Consider the following 14,335-nt stretch of genomic DNA (forward strand, 5'->3'; position numbering starts at 1 on the left):
GGCGAGTAGGCTAAAGCGAGAGGAGATGTTCTTAATTACAGGGAGGTCGTCGCTATGCCGAGAATAGTCCCGCACGCCATTTTGCCGGTGAAAACGGCGGGAGAAGTGAAGGGCAGAGATTTTTTTACCTTGAGTGGCAAGTCGCAGCGGTTATCTCTGCAAGACGTCGGCAATGCGAGTGTCCAGCCCACAAGCCTGAAGGGGTCAACGCCCCGGATGAAAGGTACACTGCTGATGAGCGCACTGGGACTCGGCGCGGCGGCCTGTTTGCCCCCCGTCGCGGCGACCGCCGGCAGGCAAACTGCCCTGCAAACGGGAGGCGACCGCACATTCCGGCGTGATGACGGCGGCCATCCGCTACTGCCCCGGTACGCGTTTTCGGGTTATGCGCCGCCCTTGGCATTTCGCGCGCAACCTCGGGCAGCGTTGCCCTCCGCCGCACTTTCCCACTCACAGCACGCGATAAAAAATCTTTTCGCGGCGCGATAAGCTCTTCGACAGCTCGCCACTCGTCCAACACGACAACGACGCTTTTTTCTCTTGCAAACAGTAAGTTGCCTTCTCTTTCACGCAGACAGGACGAGAAAGGCAGAACGACAGCGCGTAGACAGGCGAGAGAGGCAAAGGCGGCGAGAAACGAGGGCGATATACGCTATTGGCGCGCGCTTTCACCCTCGCAGGCAGGCACAACGAATGACGTTTATGCGCAAAACGACACCGTATCGGCGGGCTTCGAAACCGCCGTTTCGGGCCATCACTGGCTGGAGGCATTACGTGATGTCAGCCGCTACTGTCAGGATTATCCGCCCACAGGCTATGTCTCTCTGGCCACCAATCGCCTCGAGTCGGCCCGTATTCTCTACAGCATGTATGAACAGGCAAAATGGGCCGATGAGCGTTTATTTAGCTTTATCAATCAGCAGCTTGATCCTGCGCAACCCGGTTATTCCGCGCCGCTTGCACGAAAGATTCTTCGCGTGGAGAGCGCCCTCTATTATGTGCAGTCGAGGATAATCGGTTGGGACTTAACGTCCGCTGCGCCCGATTTCGAACCGCGATTTCTGGCCGCGCACGCCGAACGGGGGCTGATTTTTACGCCGGAAACGATAATCGATTTTTACCTCGCGCAGTTTAACGTGCTGACCCGCGCGCCCGCCAAGCCGTTCAAAACCCGAAATCAATTGAACGACCTGACGCACTATTATGCGCAGTTCACTGAGTATCTTAATCACCATGCGCTCGACGATGTGGTCGCCGTCGTGGCGCAAACCACGGCCTACATGGGCATCAGTGCGCTGGATTTGGAACGCGCATTCACCCCGCTTTTTTCGGCAAGGATAGGCCATTATCGAAGCGCATTGCTTCCCCAGACGGGCGCAAAAAGCCACGCTTTCGAAGCCGGTTCGTTTATTTTTATCTTTCGCGGGCACTCGGGAAAACGCTATGCCGCCAGTAACTGGGGCGCGCAACTGGCAGTGGCCGAGATAAGTCGGCTCCTGCCAGAAAGCGGAGTCACCGCCATCCGTGCGCTGGCCGACAGCAAGCTTATCTCGGCGGACTGGCTGCCGGTCGAAGCCCTTGTTGCCGCGCTCTGGCCCGGCATATCGACGCTAAACGCTGGCAAGTTGATGATAATGAAGAAGTATAAACATGCGCTGCGATTCAATGTCACAGAACCCCTCTCTTCGAAGCCCTGATCGCCATTCAGTATCAGGTCGTCAAAGACTATATTGCAGCCTGGCGTGACCAGCATCTCGATAAAAATCTGGGGGAAAAATTTCTCTCTTTTGTGCCGTTTTATGACACGGTGCAGCGAAAGATAAAGGATTCGGCTTATCACCCCACGCTTGGCGATCTGGCGTTTGACCTGTTTGATCTCGGCATTACGCTGCTTGCGATGGGCATTCCGCTCATCAAGCTGGGAGCGCGCGGCATCAAGATTGGGATGGCGACGATGAAAGCCGGTCGGGCAGCCGGTATGAGCGGAAAACTGTTGCAGCAGCAGGTTTTTTCCGCCGTCAGACCCCTTGTTAACCAGATGGGCAGAGTGACCGGCAGAGAAATCGCGGGTTTTGTGCTTCCGCCGTTCGATTTGTTGCGACTGATCCGCAAACCTCTGGTCAACGGCGGACGCAGGTTTTATCACACATTAAGAACCGCGCTGCCCAAGCGCTGTAAACGCGGCATTTGGGGCACCTGCTTTCCCCATACGCGCCACGTCGCCGCTTTTGACGTCAATGAGTGGGAAGCCATGATAGGCCATCTGGTTTACGACCCGGCCAGCTGGAAGGGATCGCTGATACCGCGCGCCTATCGCCACGAATATATCCGCCGTTTCATCGCGCTGTCGGCAGACCAGAAAGAGGCGCTGCGCAGTTGGTCCTATGTGCCGTGGCAGAAGCATTACCTCAATTATCCGCAGAAAAAAGCTGGCCCGCAGGCACCAGCAACAAGAATTTCGAGCTGAACAATGCGCTGCTGAGTCATCATCCTCGGGCGGATATGTTGCTTGCCGCCAATAATTTAAGCAGTGCACTCAAAGGATTGCCTGAAATGCTCGAGGCGCAGAGTCTGGTCAGAGTCGTGGATATCGGTGAAGAAAATATGCGCCTGTTTCGCGCCGGCGATGTCGTCAGCAATTATCCCGCCTTTATGTCGGCATCGTCGAAGGGCAAACTGGTCAACGTGGCCCTGAGTCGGGGGTTTATGTTTTTTCCGAAATGGCTCAAGCATCCGAATGCCGCGATTGCCATCTACCACATCACTTCGCGCAAGGGTAAGCCGCTTATCAAGCGTTTGACCACTCAAGTAGGCATGGAAGGCGAGTATCTGTTCGACCAGAAAAGCTTTTTTAGAGTGCAGGCAGTGACCAGTCTGTATTTACGCAGTCGAATACGTACCAAAAAGCAGGTATTTTTCATCAAGCTCGAGGAAATAGCCTACGATAACACTCTCAAGGTAAAAAATATTTTTAGCGGCAATCAAATAAAAATCCCCGCCTGATGCCGCCAGAAACCCGAAAAGCCTCCACCGGAATCGATAGCGTCAGGGTCATTATCGACGCGCTTTGTTTCTGGCGTCAGGCGATAAAAACGCGCTAGCATGTTGTTAACTACACACATTCCGAGGACGCTATGGCAATAGAATTGATCGCAATAGATATGGATGGAACATTGCTTAACCCGCAGCATGAAGTCACGCCGGCAGTTAAAAATGCGTTGGCCGCCGCCGTTAAGCAAGGGGTTCAGGTCGTTCTGGCCACGGGCCGACCTTTTATCGGCATCAAGCGCTACCTTCAGGAGCTGGATTTGGAGCAGGCTGGATGTTACTGCATCTCCAATAATGGCGCTCTGGTGCATAACGCCGAAGATGGCAGCATTTTCGCCGAAACCACGCTGGCCTTTAACGATTTTCTCTATTTTGAATCGCTGGCGCGTTTATTGGGTGTGAGTTTCCAGGCGCTGACCTATACCGATCTCTATACCGCGAACCAGGATATTAGCCCGTATACCATTCACGAGGCCTATATTACGGGTATTCCGCTGCATTACCGCAGCGTCGAGCAGATGGATCGCGAGATGCGTTTCCCTAAAGTGATGATGATCGATCATCCCGAAAAGCTGGACCACGCGATTACTCAAATCCCGCATGATGCCAAAGAGCGCTACACCATCATGAAAAGCTCGCCGTACTATCTTGAAATCCTCCACAAGAGTGTGAACAAGGGGCAAGGTGTCAAGAAACTCGCCGAAAAACTGGGGATTGCCCGCGAAAGCATCATGACTTTGGGCGATCAGGAAAATGATATCGCGATGCTGGAATACGCGGGGCTGGGCGTGGCGATGGGCAATGCGCTGGACAGCGTCAAGGCGGTCAGCCAGTTCGTCACCAAAACCAACAGCGAAGACGGCGTAGCGTTCGCCATCGACAAGTTTGTCTTGAATAAATAATGCGGCAATCACGGCTCCCGTGATGACGGCTTTGCCATCACGGAACCGGTAACAAATAGGGATGTAACGTGGCGGGTGAAAAGCAGTTAACTTTTGAGGCGCGGGGTCACCAGCTGACCAATATCAATGTCTGGACGGCAGACAGCCAGTGGCTTGTCTATGATGTTCGGCCAAAAGGCAGCGATTTTAGTGGCGCAACCATTGAGCGCATCAATGTCGGCGACGGGACGGTGGAAACGCTGTATCGAGCCACGCAGGGCGCGCATGTGGGCGTCGTGACCGTCAGTGCCGACGCCGCTCCCCGCTACGTGTTTATTCATGGGCCGGAAAACCCCGATGCGCACTGGAAATACGATTTCCATCACCGTCGCGGCGTCATTCTCGACCCGAAAACCTCGCCACAGCCTGCCACGCTTGATGCCTTTGACATTACTGAACCCTATACGCCGGGCGCGCTGCGCGGCGGGTCGCACGTGCACGTATTCAGTCCCGACGGTTCGCGGGTCAGTTTTACCTATAACGATCACGTCATGCACGCGCGCGATGCGGCAGAGGATTTACGCAATGTCGGCGTGGCGCTCGCGCATCATCCGGTGGTTGCGGCCAAGGCGCATCCACGAGAATACGACGGTACGCATTTCTGCGTGCTGGTCAGCCAGACCACGGCGACGCCGCAGCCGGGCAGCAATCAGATCAATCGCGCCTATGAAGAGGGCTGGATAGGCCAAAACGGATACAAAAAAGCCGACGGAAAGCCACAGCGCTGGGCATTGGCTTTCATCGGCGACACGGTATCGGCGACGGGAGAAAAGCTGCCGGAAGTGTTTGTCGTCGACTTTCCTGCCGATGACAAGGCGCTTACCCAGGCGGGTGATTTTCCGTTGCAGGGAACCCCTTCACGTCTTCCGGCACCGCCGGCGGGGGTGGTTCAGCGCAGAATCACGTTTACGGCCGACAGAGCATATCCGGGCGTCGTGTCCCAGCCTCGACACTGGCTGCGCGCCTCACCCGATGGCGCGACAATCGCGTTTCTGATGAAAGACGACAGCGGCATTGTGCAGGTGTGGGGAGTGTCTCCGCTGGGCGGCGAGCCTTGGCAAATCAGCCGTGGCGCATGCGGCATTCAGTCGGCGTTGAGCTGGCACCCTCGGGGCGACAGGCTGGCGTTGATATGCGACAACTCGGTGATGCTGCTGGACGTCGCCAGCGGCGAGATGCAACGTTTAACCCCGCGCACCGACGTTGCACCCTGTGGCGATGCCGTGGTGGTTTCGCCAGACGGTAAATCGGTGGCGTTCATGCGTGAAATATCAGGATTTAATCAGTTGTTTATCACATCAACCGAGAGTATGGCGGGCTGATTCTCAGCGCGCTTTTCTCTGAAATCAGAACGCTTACCTGAAATCGGAAGCCTGAGTTCTCGAACGCCGCAACGGATAAGATTAGTTTGCGGCGGCGGGCATGGGCGGAACATGATTGATATCGACGCCGTGGCTCAGCGCCAGATTTTTATTTTCGCTGGCTTTGATGCGATCAAGCGTACCCGGCTTGTCGCGGCGATAATAATCGTAAGGCAACAACAGCGTGTCCAGTGCCGCCGTAAAAGGAAGATCCAGCACCAGCAGGGGCGTCATGGCCCAGCTTGTGTCTTCACTCTTAATCATTCTGACGTCCGCCTTGGACCCTGAATAATACCCCTGATAATCACCGGTATGGCTCATTACGCTGGAACAGCCGCTGGCTAAAAAAGCGCATCCTGTCGCTACAGGCAATAATAAAAATTTCTTCATCTTTAAACTCATCTCTAACTGTCGGGCTGAGGATGTTCTTTAAAACCTACAAAACAGGTTCAGAAAGTGCGTTTAAAATTGTAGTACCGATTTGAAGAATTAACGTTAACTCACGGTAACTAATGACCATTATACCTTGGATGAGGTAGACCTTTTCGCAACCTGACCAGCATTAATACGAAATTTTTTCTGGCGAATGCTTGAAATTAATTTTTTCACCGCCATTTTTATCATACGACGCTGCAAAAGAATACGCCGTCAGGGTATTCGCGCGTTATTGGCCTGTCCGACTGGAAGGCTGTATTTTTTCCTCGCTGCAATATTAGGAGGCAGTAATAATGCGTAATTTCGATCTCTCTCCCCTTTATCGTTCCGCTATCGGTTTCGATCGCCTGTTTAATTTAATCGAATCCGGCCAAAATCAGGGCGGCGGTTATCCTCCGTATAATGTTGAACTGGTTGATGAAAATCATTACCGGATCGCCATCGCCGTGGCGGGATTCGCCGAGTCGGAATTAGAGATTACGGCCCAGGACAACATGCTGGTAGTGAAAGGCGCACACGTCAATCCTCCGGCCGAGCGCACCTATTTATATCAGGGCATTGCCGAGCGTAATTTCGAACGTAAATTTCAATTAGCAGAACATATTCAAATTAAATCAGCCAATCTGGCCAACGGTTTACTTTATATCGATTTGCAGCGTGTGGTGCCGGAAGCCTCCAAGCCTCGCCGTATTGAAATAATTTAAGAGTAACGATGAAGTCTCCAAAGTAAAAATTGCTCTGAAGGGTTCGCCGTAAGGGAGCCGGGCTGCGGCAATGTCGCCAATGCGCCACAGAGTGTATAAATCATCTCGCTTCACTGAAGGAGTTAATATGCGTAACCACGATCTTTCCCCACTTCTGCGTCAATGGATTGGCTTTGATAAATTAGCCAGCACGCTGCAAGGCAGCGATTCCGGCTATCCTCCCTACAATATCGAGAAATCAGACGATAACCATTATCGCATCTCGCTGGCGCTCGCCGGATTCAGGCAGAGTGAACTGAATATTGAGGTCGAGGGGCCGAGACTGACGGTCAGCGGTACGCCGACACCGGCAGACAGCAAAGTGGAATATCTGCATCAGGGGCTGGTGTGCAAAACCTTTAGCCTGAGCTTTACGCTGGCCGAACATATGCAGGTTGCCTCCGCCGAGTTCGTCAACGGTCTGCTGCATATCAGCCTGACCCGTGACGTCCCGCCTGCGCTGCAACCTCAGCGTATTGCCATCGGCACGGACAAGGCGGCCGCCGACACGCAGGCACTGGAAAATAATCCGGCCTGAGAACGTGCGCACACGGCTTACCTCGCGGTGAGTCCTGCTGTTGATTAACCGCGTCTGAAAAGCCCATAAAAAAACCGGAAACGCCTCGCTGGCCTTCCGGTTTTTTTCGTCGCTACCCGCCTTTTTACGCGGTGCGGTGCTCCTGATGCGCAAGTTCTATCTCTTCGGCAAGAATAATGACGCCGCGTTCGATTTCACTGGCCTGCGGAACATAGTTCATGCGCATGCATTGCTGGGTGTGCGCCCAGGGATGCTCAAGGCCGGGGAAGAAGTAATCGCCCGGCACCATCAACACGCCACGCTTCTTGAGGCGCTGATACAGCACTTCGGTCGTGATAGGCAAATCCTTGAACCACAGCCAGAGAAAAATCGCGCCCTCCGGTTTGTGGATAAGACAGCGCTCTTCGGGCAGATAGCGGCGCAGCGTGGCGATAGTTTCCTGCACACGCCGAGAGTAGAACGGGCGAATGATGTCCTGCGAGAGCCTGAGCAAATCCCCGCGCGCAATCATCTCGCTGGCCATCGCCGGTCCTATGCTGCCCGGAGAGAGGCTGATGATGCCGTTCATGTTGCTGATAGCCTTGATGTACTTCTCGTCGGCAACCACGATACCGCAGCGCGAACCCGGCAGACCCAGCTTCGACAGGCTCATGCACAGGATAATATTGGGATTCCAGAGCGGCGTGGCGTCGGTGAACACGATACCGGGGAAAGGCACGCCGTAGGCATTATCGATAAGCAGCGGAATATCATGCTGCTGCGCCAGGCCATCGAGGCGGATCAGCTCTTCGTCGGTCAGCACATTGCCGGTCGGGTTGGTCGGACGCGACACGCAGATAAGCCCGATATCTTCGCCGATAGTCAGATGGTCGAAGTCGACGTGATATTTGAATTGGCCTTCCGGCAGCAGCTCGATATTGGGTTTTGCCGAAACAAACAGGTCTTCGTCAACGCCGGCATCGGCATAGCCCAGATATTCCGGTGCCAGAGGGAACAGAACCTTGCTCAGCGTACCGTCGCTGCGTCGCCCCGCAAACAGATTGAACAGATAGAAGAAGGCGCTCTGGCTGCCGTTGGTGAGCGCGATATTGTCGGCGGTCAACTCCCAGCCCTGTTCTTCACTCAGCATTTTGGCCAGTGCATGACGCAACACGTCTTTACCCTGCGGGCCGTCGTAATTGCACAAGGCATCGGCGAGTTTACCGTCTGCCAGCATCTCGCCCAGCAGATTCTGGAAATACGCCTGCATCTCAGGAATTTGTGCCGGATTTCCGCCACCGAGCATCACCGCTCCAGGTGTGCGCAAACCGTCATTCATATCGCCCATCAGGCGGGTAATGCCGGAAAAACGGGTAAATTTTTCGCCGAAAACAGAGAACGTCATAGCTTACTTTGCGTGTTATCAAAATGTGACGCCCACCTTAACGCCTGCGCCGCGGCTGTGCAATCGGAGGAGGACACGAAAGGCAAGATAGTCGAAGGGAGGAGAAGGGTAAGAGAGCAGAATAGCGCGGCACCGAACTCGGCACCGCGCCGTTTTCTTCAGATAAAAATCAGGAAAAAATCAGGATTTTTTCAGATCTTTAGCATTCACGCAGAACTCGTTGGTGGAGTCTGACAGCGCAGCAATCAGGTTGTCCACCGCCAGCGCGTCCATGTCGTAGCGAGTTTGCGCCGTAGCGGAACCAATGTGCGGCAAGGTCACGACGTTCGGCAGCTTGAGCAGGCCGGAATCATTCGGCATAGGCTCTTTCTCGTACACGTCGAGACCTGCGCCATAAATGGTACCGTCTTGCAGAGCCTGAATCAGCGCCTGCTCGTCAATCACCGGACCGCGACCCGCGCTTATCAAAATGCCGGTAGATTTCATCTTCGCCAGCTGATCCTTGCCGATGATGTGGAAAGTCTGATCGCTCAGCGGCAGAATAACCACAACGAAATCAGACTCTTCCAGCAAGGTGTCCAGCGAGCATTTGCGGGCGTTGAAGCGGTCTTCGGCTTCTTTATGCTGGCTGCGTGCGTTGTAGAGAATAGGCATGTCGAAGCCGAGATGTGCGCGCTGCGCCACGGCCAGGCCAATACGGCCCATGCCGATAATGCCGAGGGTTTTATGATGAACGTCGAGGCCGAACCAGTCGGTCGGCGCATTGCCGTCCCATTCACCTTGTTTGGTGAGATTGGACAACTCGACCACGCGGCGTGCGGTTGCCAGCACCAGCGCGAAAACCAGATCCGCAACGGTGTCGGTAAGCGCGGCAGGCGCGTTGAACAACGGAATGCCGCGACGGCTGAGTTCGGCAACGTCAAAGCTGTCGAAACCTGCCGAGGCCGTCGAAACACCGCGCAGACGCGGCGCATGGTCGATTAACTCTTTGTTGATTGCGCCGCCGGAACCCAATAATCCTTCAGCCTCTTTCAAGGCCTCGAATACCTGAGCACGATTGGCGTCGTTAATACCATTAAATTCAACGACCTTGTAGTGCTGCTCAAGACGCTCGTGCAGATCGGCTGCGATTTTTTTGTAGAGAACGATAGACGGCTTCATTACTTACTCCATCAAGCTAACGATTAGTAGACTGTTTGTTCAGTAAGACAATTCATTGATTAAAATAGAGACTATTCTAGTGAGCCTCAAGCGGTTCCGCTGTTTTTTCGGGTTTGACCATCAAGGTCAGGATCACCGAAACCAGCAGGGACACGGCCATGAAGATAAAGGACGCGTCCGCATTTCCGGTGCTGCCATTCAGATAGCCGACAAACCACGAACCGAAAAACGACCCCAGCGCGCCGAGACTGTTGATCAGGGCCATCGCGCCACCGGCAACGTTTTTGGGCAACATTTCGGGAATAATGGCGAAGAACGGACCATAAGGCGCATACATCGCCGCACCGGCTATCACCAGCAAGCTGTAGGACAGCCAGAAATTATGCTGACCGATAGCCCATGAACCAAAGAAGGCGATGGCCCCCACCAGCAGCAGCGGCCAGATAAACAGTTTGCGGTTGCGCATTCTGTCGGAGGCCCACGAGGCCAGAATCATCGCGATAGTGGCCGCGAGATAAGGAGCCGAAGAGAGCCAGCCCGCCTCGACCATGCCCATGGATTTTCCGGCGCGCAGAATGGACGGCAGCCATAACACAAAGCCGTAAACCCCTATGCTCCAGGTGAAATACTGCACACACAGGATGATGACGTTGCGCGAACCGGAAAGCCTGACCGTAGTTTTTGACGGCCTTGATATTTTTCTGTTCGTCGGCCAGCGCATCGGCCAGCGCCTTTTTCTCGTCCTTGTTCAGCCAGTTGACCTCTTCCGGCTTGTCCTTGACCAGGAACCACCAGAAAACCGCCCAGATAACCGCCGGAATACCCTCGAAAATAAACATCTCGCGCCAGCCAAAGGCGTGAATTAAATAGCCCGAGAGCACCGACATCCACAGCACGGTGACCGGATTACCCAGAATCAGAAAGGTATTGGCCCGCGAGCGTTCGGATTGGGTAAACCAGTTACTGATATAAACCAGCAATGCAGGCATCACGGCGGCTTCGACAATCCCGAGCATAAAGCGGATCACCGCGAGCAGCGGAATGCTGCTGACAACGCCGGTCAAGGAAGCAAATGCCCCCATAATACAAGGCACCAGAACACCAGCTTTTTAACGCTGCGGCGTTCGGCATAAATGGTGCCCGGGATCTGGAAGAAGAAATACCCCAGAAAAAACAGCGCCCCAAGCAGGGATGACATCCCCTTGGTTATTCCTAGGTCGTCATTGATACCGGCGGCGGAAGCAAAGCTGAAATTCGAGCGATCGACATACGCCAGACTATAGGAGATAAAAATGATCGGCATAATGTACCACCAGCGTTTGGCGGCCAATTTAACCTTGCTCATCGTCAAACCCCTTACTCTGACCGCGTCTATAGCGCAGTCTTTGTTGTTGTAATTGTAAACAGATGCTCATTTTGCCCCCGATCAGTGATTGACGCCGCGCAGCAACTCAACGTAATGGCGCGTAACGGCAGTCAGATCCTCGCCTTCCAGCGGGAATTCGATGCCGCGTGGCACGTTGTCGGGCAGGGCTTCCAATACCGGTTTCCAGCTGCCGTCACTGTCGTCGAGTGCTACCGCATGCATTTTGCCGCCGCGTGATTCTGCCGCTTTCACATGCACATAGCTTACGTGCTCGCGCAGCGTTTCGGCCGCTTCCAGCGCATCCTGACCGACCCACAGCCAGTTGGCCATATCAAAGGTCATGGCAACCGGTAGGTCCAGGGCTTCGGCGGCATAGAAGAACGCGTTCATCGGATGCAGAATGCCGCCGTCCGGCGTCTGGTCGTTTTCCACTACCAGTTCGACATCATGCTGATTCAGCAGCACTTTCAGCGCCGTCAGGTCTTCACCCGGCACAAAGGCGCCGAGCGCTATCTTGAGTTTTTTTGCCTGTAGACGGGAGGCTTCGGTCAGAAAATCGGCCAGTGAAGGGTTGACGTTACCTTGTGCCAAAAACAGCGATTCAGGAACCGAATAGAAAGCAAAAAGCCTGTGCCGACGGATTTTTTCGCCGAGCGCCTCGAGCTGCTCGACTTCACCTTCGGCGAACAGCTCACGACGAATTTCGACGCCGTCAGCGCCCGATTCGGCGATAGGTGTAAGAAGGGCCGCCTGGCCACCCAGGTCTTTGACCGCCTGATAGCCATAAGCGGCGGTTACTATCACGATGTCTGCCACGTTTTCTGATCTGCTCATGCCAATTTTCCCTTGATGCGTCGATGTTTTTACCCGGTCGGGCCCGAAAAAGCGCGGTAAACCCGAAAGTTAAAGGTAGGCCAATTTTCGCCTCAGGCGTAGTCCCTGTTAACATTACGTTAACTGGAACCGGTCCCAAGTAAAAGTTCGGTAACAGGAAAACATGATCTCGTAGGTGAAGAACGAGATCAGGGTCACGATTTTAGAGTATGGCTAACGGGAAGGGATTAAGCCGATTGGGTGGAACCACGAATTATCAGCTCACCTGAAAACGCATGTTCGCGGATAGGCTCATCACTGCCATGAATACGTTTTACCAGCTGGCCCAGAGCCGCATAACCCATGTCGTAGGTGGGTTGTCTCAGGGTCGTGATGCCGACGCCCGCAAGCTCCGCCCATTCGAGATCGTCAAAGCCCAGCAGGCCGATATCTTTTCCCCACACCATGCCGATTCGGCGCATGGCACGGGCAATAACCAGCGTCAGCGCACCGTTGACGGAGATGACCGCACGGCGTTTGTCGGGATATTGCGCGGCAAAATCCAGTAACAATTTCTCGAGACCTTCGTCATCTTCCAGCTCGACTTCGCCCTGCTCGGCAAACCTTTGCGGCGTCTTCTGCATCATCTTGAGAAAAGTGTGCAGGCGATCGAGACGGGTATTGATGGTAACGGGTTCACTCAGGAAAAGGATTGCCTCAAAACCCTGCTGCAAGAGATGCCGGGTTATCTCCGTCGTGGCTTCGGCGTTATCGAGACCGATGACATCGCAGGAGAAGTTGGCGACCTTGCGGTCAATCAGCACCATCGGCAGTTGGGATTGCTGGAGGGATGAAATCGCCTCTTCGCGCATGCCGACCGCGTTCACCACAATGCCGTCGACACGGTAGCTGCTCAGGAGCTGAAGGTAATGCTTTTCCTGATCGAATTCGTTGTTGGTGTTGCAGACCAGCAGCGTCAGGCCCTGCTGACGGCAGGCCGCTTCGACACCGCGCATCACTTCAACGGAATAGGGATTGGTAATATCGGCGATGATAAGGCCAATCAGGCGTGTTTCGCCGCTTTTCAGGCTGCGAGCCATTTGGCTAGGCTGATAATCCAGTAGAGCGATTGCTCTTTCGATTCGCTCTTTTAATGCATCGGAAAGCAGATGCTGTTCGCCGTTGAGATAACGCGAAACGCTGGTTTTACCGGTTTTGGCGGCGCTGGCCACGTCCCTGATGGTGGCACGTGGAGTAGGTGTGGGTTGAGTCTTGGACCTGCTCACGTTCGGTCTCCTTGGATAATCGCCAGATAACCTGTTGCGATGATAGGAAAAAAGGTTATTGCTGATGATTTAGGAGACTAGCACAGAGTGAGGCAACTTACCCTGCGTACTTGATGCACTCACTCTGTGTTATTCGCGCGGAAGAGGCGTAATCTGCGCCTGCACACCCCGACCGCCGGTTGATTGGCTGGTGGGGTGTGCGCGCAATTGGCCTTGTCACCACGCCCATGACGTCGGGCCGGTGAAGAAATGTTTAACAAAAATCGATTATTGCGTCGGGCTCAGGGTGATTTCGACACGGCGGTTCTGCGCCTTGCCTTCTTCGGTGCTGTTTGACGCGATAGGGTTGGCCGGACCGGCACCCGTGGTACGAACCGCGGGAGCCGTCTACGCCCTGCGTGATAAGCGCGCTGCCTACGCCGTCGGCACGTTGCTGGGACAGACGCATGTTCAGCGCCTGGCTGCCGGTGCTGTCGGTATAACCCACGACGTTGACGGCAGTTTTTGGATACTCTTTCAATACCATCGCCACGCCGGTCAGCGTGTTGGCACCCGCCGGTTTCAGGGTGCTGCTGCTGCTGTCGAAGGTCACGTTGTTCGGCATGTTCAGCACGATGTTTTCGCCCTGACGGGTCACGCTGACGCCGGTGCCCTTCATTTTGTCGCGCAGTTTCGCTTCCTGCACATCCATGTAATAACCGGCACCGCCGCCCAGTGCCGCACCGGCTGCCGCGCCAATCAGCGCGCCTTTGCCGCGATCGTGTCTGGAAGACGACAGCATGCCCACGCCCGCGCCGAGTGCTGCGCCTACGCCCGCGCCAATACCTGATTTACCGGCCTGTGACTCGCCGGTGTAAGGGTTGGTGGTACAGGCCGAGAGTCCCAAAGTGAGGCAGAGAGTGCTTGCGATTACCAGAATACGTTTAGTCATTTTTATGCTTCCTTTATAAAACGGCTGCCTGGCGTGCTATGACTCCGTCAGACATTCAAAATGTGTATCAGCAAAGAGGTTAATCAGCGAAAGAGAAACGTGAAATAAAAAATCGCTGGTAGTGTCATCGTCATTCTTGGCTCATGCGCTCTTTATGCGAGAAAAGGCGCGTTTTATCACTCAGATAAATCTGCTTGTGAGTATTTATATTAAAAAACTTTAAAGTAAACCCAATTGTTTTAATTAAATGAATGTCGGGCTAATTAAGGCTTTCGTTATATCTATCTGTTGGCGAACAGGAGTATAAATAACCAGAATGGAAAAGTTT

General features: G+C 54.3%; 13 protein-coding genes and 2 pseudogenes. 8 read left to right on the top strand and 7 right to left on the bottom strand.

Annotation, left to right across the window (positions count from 1 at the left end; genetic code table 11):
- The first annotated feature begins 54 nt into the window (after positions 1–54).
- The 6 genes from O1V66_RS17400 to O1V66_RS17425 all read left to right on the top strand — a co-directional run bounded on the left by O1V66_RS17400 (position 55) and on the right by O1V66_RS17425 (position 5,311).
- Complete coding sequence (locus tag O1V66_RS17400) at positions 55–489, top strand: hypothetical protein (RefSeq protein ID WP_269127921.1); 435 nt, start codon at positions 55–57, stop codon at positions 487–489.
- Positions 490–554: 65 nt separating this feature from the next.
- Positions 555–1,697 carry a hypothetical protein gene (locus tag O1V66_RS17405; RefSeq protein WP_269127922.1) on the top strand — a complete coding sequence of 381 codons (1,143 nt, stop codon included), beginning with the start codon at positions 555–557 and terminating at the stop codon, positions 1,695–1,697.
- A 92-nt stretch (positions 1,698–1,789) separates the two neighbouring features.
- Positions 1,790–2,467 (top strand): hypothetical protein, encoded by a 678-nt coding sequence (locus O1V66_RS17410; RefSeq protein ID WP_269127923.1) that lies wholly within the window; start codon positions 1,790–1,792, stop codon positions 2,465–2,467.
- A complete protein-coding gene (locus tag O1V66_RS17415; protein ID WP_269127924.1) occupies positions 2,392–3,003 on the top strand; it encodes a hypothetical protein in 612 nt (203 codons plus the stop codon). Before O1V66_RS17410 ends, O1V66_RS17415 begins: the two co-directional genes overlap by 76 nt.
- A gap of 131 nt (positions 3,004–3,134) precedes the next feature.
- Entirely contained in the window at positions 3,135–3,950 is an 816-nt protein-coding gene (yidA, locus tag O1V66_RS17420; RefSeq protein WP_045048866.1) for a sugar-phosphatase, read from the top strand.
- 68 nt (positions 3,951–4,018) lie between these two features.
- Positions 4,019–5,311 (top strand): DUF3748 domain-containing protein, encoded by a 1,293-nt coding sequence (locus O1V66_RS17425; RefSeq protein ID WP_045048865.1) that lies wholly within the window; start codon positions 4,019–4,021, stop codon positions 5,309–5,311.
- Positions 5,312–5,392: 81 nt separating this feature from the next.
- Here O1V66_RS17425 and O1V66_RS17430 read toward each other — a convergent pair whose 3' ends face one another.
- Positions 5,393–5,740: a YceK/YidQ family lipoprotein gene (locus tag O1V66_RS17430; RefSeq protein ID WP_052673447.1), complete on the bottom strand. Its 348-nt coding sequence runs from the start codon at positions 5,738–5,740 to the stop codon at positions 5,393–5,395.
- A gap of 338 nt (positions 5,741–6,078) precedes the next feature.
- On the opposite strand from O1V66_RS17430, the gene ibpA reads away from it, so the two are divergent.
- Positions 6,079–6,489: a small heat shock chaperone IbpA gene (ibpA, locus tag O1V66_RS17435; RefSeq protein WP_045048863.1), complete on the top strand. Its 411-nt coding sequence runs from the start codon at positions 6,079–6,081 to the stop codon at positions 6,487–6,489.
- A gap of 127 nt (positions 6,490–6,616) precedes the next feature.
- On the top strand, positions 6,617–7,066 hold the full coding sequence (gene ibpB, locus O1V66_RS17440) for a small heat shock chaperone IbpB (RefSeq protein ID WP_045048862.1): 450 nt from the start codon (positions 6,617–6,619) through the stop codon (positions 7,064–7,066).
- A 124-nt stretch (positions 7,067–7,190) separates the two neighbouring features.
- On the opposite strand, the gene O1V66_RS17445 is transcribed toward ibpB, so the two are convergent.
- The 6 genes and pseudogenes from O1V66_RS17445 to O1V66_RS17470 form a co-directional block, all read right to left on the bottom strand.
- Positions 7,191–8,450: a valine--pyruvate transaminase gene (locus O1V66_RS17445; protein WP_045048861.1), complete on the bottom strand. Its 1,260-nt coding sequence runs from the start codon at positions 8,448–8,450 to the stop codon at positions 7,191–7,193.
- A gap of 180 nt (positions 8,451–8,630) precedes the next feature.
- The gene (ghrB, locus tag O1V66_RS17450; protein WP_045048860.1) at positions 8,631–9,611 is read right to left on the bottom strand and encodes a glyoxylate/hydroxypyruvate reductase GhrB; all 981 of its coding nucleotides are present in this window, start codon (positions 9,609–9,611) and stop codon (positions 8,631–8,633) included.
- Positions 9,612–9,687: 76 nt separating this feature from the next.
- Positions 9,688–10,956: pseudogene (locus O1V66_RS17455) on the bottom strand (MFS transporter).
- A gap of 81 nt (positions 10,957–11,037) precedes the next feature.
- Positions 11,038–11,811: a sugar phosphate isomerase/epimerase family protein gene (locus tag O1V66_RS17460; RefSeq protein ID WP_269127925.1), complete on the bottom strand. Its 774-nt coding sequence runs from the start codon at positions 11,809–11,811 to the stop codon at positions 11,038–11,040.
- A gap of 227 nt (positions 11,812–12,038) precedes the next feature.
- Positions 12,039–13,076, bottom strand: a complete 1,038-nt coding sequence (locus O1V66_RS17465; protein ID WP_045048857.1) for a LacI family DNA-binding transcriptional regulator — start codon at positions 13,074–13,076, stop codon at positions 12,039–12,041.
- 267 nt (positions 13,077–13,343) lie between these two features.
- Positions 13,344–14,007, bottom strand: a pseudogene (locus tag O1V66_RS17470) (OmpA family lipoprotein).
- Positions 14,008–14,335 lie beyond the last annotated feature (328 nt).

This window comes from Rouxiella chamberiensis (assembly GCF_026967475.1).
GTDB lineage: Bacteria > Pseudomonadota > Gammaproteobacteria > Enterobacterales > Enterobacteriaceae > Rouxiella > Rouxiella chamberiensis.